This window comes from Protofrankia sp. Cj3 (assembly GCF_917627355.1).
In the GTDB taxonomy this organism is placed as follows: domain Bacteria; phylum Actinomycetota; class Actinomycetes; order Frankiales; family Frankiaceae; genus Protofrankia.
In genome coordinates, this window is the sequence record NZ_CAKJTR010000165.1 from 1 (window position 1) to 2460 (window position 2460).

The 2460-nt window shown below is 68.6% G+C and carries 2 protein-coding genes and 1 pseudogene; all 3 read right to left on the reverse strand.

Annotation, left to right across the window (positions count from 1 at the left end; translation table 11 throughout):
• Positions 1–248, reverse strand: a pseudogene (locus MJ783_RS18450) (hypothetical protein); the annotation flags it as partial.
• Positions 248–1495: a non-hydrolyzing UDP-N-acetylglucosamine 2-epimerase gene (gene wecB / locus MJ783_RS18455; RefSeq protein ID WP_239311958.1), complete on the reverse strand. Its 1248-nt coding sequence runs from the start codon at positions 1493–1495 to the stop codon at positions 248–250. The gene wecB and the pseudogene MJ783_RS18450, both read right to left, overlap by 1 nt.
• A gap of 107 nt (positions 1496–1602) precedes the next feature.
• The gene (locus MJ783_RS18460; protein WP_239311961.1) at positions 1603–2394 is read right to left on the reverse strand and encodes a family 16 glycoside hydrolase; all 792 of its coding nucleotides are present in this window, start codon (positions 2392–2394) and stop codon (positions 1603–1605) included.
• Positions 2395–2460 lie beyond the last annotated feature (66 nt).

Here is a 2460-nt window from a genome sequence, read left to right on the forward strand (position 1 = left end):
GCGCCCGGCGGCGGGACCGGCCGGGGCCCGCGTCGCGGGGGTGACACGGACGGTGGCGGCGGCGGAGCGACCAGCTTGCCGCCGGCCAGCGCCAGAACGTCGCCGCCGTGCCGCGCCGGCAGCCGCCTGGAGTGCGGCCGCTCGGCGTTTGCCGTCGTGGCCGTGCTGGTCAGCCCTACGACCAGCGCCAGCATGGCAAGTATGATCGGTATTACGACGCTGCGGGACCGGTGAGTGCGCACCTGCATCAGTCCTTTCCCGCATGGATCTGGCCGGTGGTCCGCAGGCTGGCCGGTGAACCGAGCCGGGGTACGAACTCGTCAACCGGCGGACCGAAACCGAAATAGTGGGCCAGCGCGGCAACGGTGCGCCGCGCCGCGCCGCCGTCGCCGTACGGGTTCACCACTTCCGCCATTGCCGCGTACGCGGCCGGGTCGTCCAGGAGCCGGCCGACGCTGTCGACGATCCGCTGGGGATCGGTCCCGACCAGCGCGACCGTTCCGGCTTCGACGCCCTCGGGGCGCTCGGTGTTGTCCCGCATGACGAGCACCGGCTTGCCGAGGCTAGGCGCTTCTTCCTGCACTCCCCCGCTGTCGGTGAGCACGATGGTGGCGCGGCTCATCAGGTGAGCGAAGGCCGCGTAGTCGGCCGGATCGGAGACGATCACGTTCGCCAGGCCGCTGACGATGGGCATGATCGCCGACCGCACGGCCGGGTTGCGGTGGATGGGAAAGACAATCAGGAGATCCGGCCGTTGCGTCGCGAGCCGCGCGAGCGCCTTTCCGACGTTGCGCATCGGCTCGCCCCAGGACTCCCGCCGGTGGGCGGTGACCAGGAGCACCGGCCGGTCGCCGGACGTGCCGCGCGCTATCTCCGCCAGCAGCGGGCTGTCCGTCGGCATCGGCTCTTTGACAACCCAGAGCAGTGAGTCGATCACGGTGTTACCAATGACGAGCACCGTATCCGGCTTGACACCCTCAGCAATAAGATTGTCGCGGCTTGTGATGGTGGGAGCCAGATGCAGGTCCGCGAGCTGGGTGGTGAGCCGACGGTTGATCTCTTCTGGGAACGGCGAGGCGGGGTCGTTGGTGCGCAGTCCCGCTTCCAGGTGCGCGACGGGGACACCGAGGTAAAAGGCGGCAAGCGCACCCGTGAAAGTTGTGGTCGTGTCACCCTGGACGATCACGATATCCGGTCCTACCTGCGCGATGGCGGCTTCCAAGCCGCCCAGCGACCGGGTGGTGACCCCGGCGAGTGTCTGGCCCTGCCGGAGGACGTCGAGATCGATGTCGGGAACGATGCCGAACAAGGTGTTGACCTGGTCAAGCATGCTCCGGTGCTGTCCGGTGACGGCGACGACCGGGTGAAAGTACGGCGAGGCCGCAAGCTCACGGACCACCGGTGCCATCTTGATTGCTTCCGGGCGGGTGCCATAGACCACCAGGACGGTACGGTGTGGCCCACCGCTGGGACGGGTCGATAACTTTCCGGCCATAACGTGTCCTTTCGTCGGTCCTTGTCCGTTTCGGGTCAGAGCTGACGCGATCGGCGGGGAGAGCACGGCGGGGAGAGCACGGCGGGGACAAGCAGCACGAGGGAAGATCACGAAGGCGGGCGGGGAGCGGGGGGAGCCGTGCCGACCGTGACCCGGCGGAACTCCACTTCGGAGTCCTCGCAGTACAGCCCCACGGCTCCGGCGAGATAAGGGCGCTCCGCGTCGGTCAGATCGGCGGTCGGTACGCCATCGACGGCAACAGTGATTGCGCCGCCGACCTGAACGATCTCGATCGCGTACCAGGTCGCGACGGCGGCATGCGGCATTTCGCCACTGGCGAGGAAGCGCTGCCCGCCGGGATAGGCGGGGTCCTGCTTCGTGAGTTCCCAACCGTTGGTTTTGAGGGTGAAAGCATAAAAATGACCCGTATCGGCGTAATGCCACAGAAGCCAGCCGACCTCCCAGGGATGCGGCCCAGGCGCACGCAGCTGGCGGAGGGTACGCAGCTGTGCGGTCACGCGGACGTCGGTGCTATGGTCCGCGCCGATCACAAGTGACGCGTGGGTGGTGTCGGGAGCCAGCGCCGGCTTCGGGGCAAGAGAGATCACCTCTTCACCGTCGACGTCCCCCGCGGTGGTCCTGCCATAGCCGTCGAAGACAGCCAGCCACCTGCCGTGGCGGCTGCCATCCACCCAGCGCGTCATCGCGTCGTCCTCCTGGAACAGGCGGGTCAGCCGCCACAGCCCGAGCAGACCGGCCGCAAGGAGCAGGCTGGCCAGGACAATGAGAGCGAGGATGAGCAGCCGGCCGAACAGCCCGGATCCGGCGGGCTGCCCGCCCTGGCCGAGATCCGTGCTCTCGGGCGGCTCAGCGGACAGCAACGGCCGCACCGGTCTCATCCATCAACCGTGACCGGCTCGCTGGCGTGGTCCCGCGATGCCACCGCGTCGGCGCCAGCGGCGCCC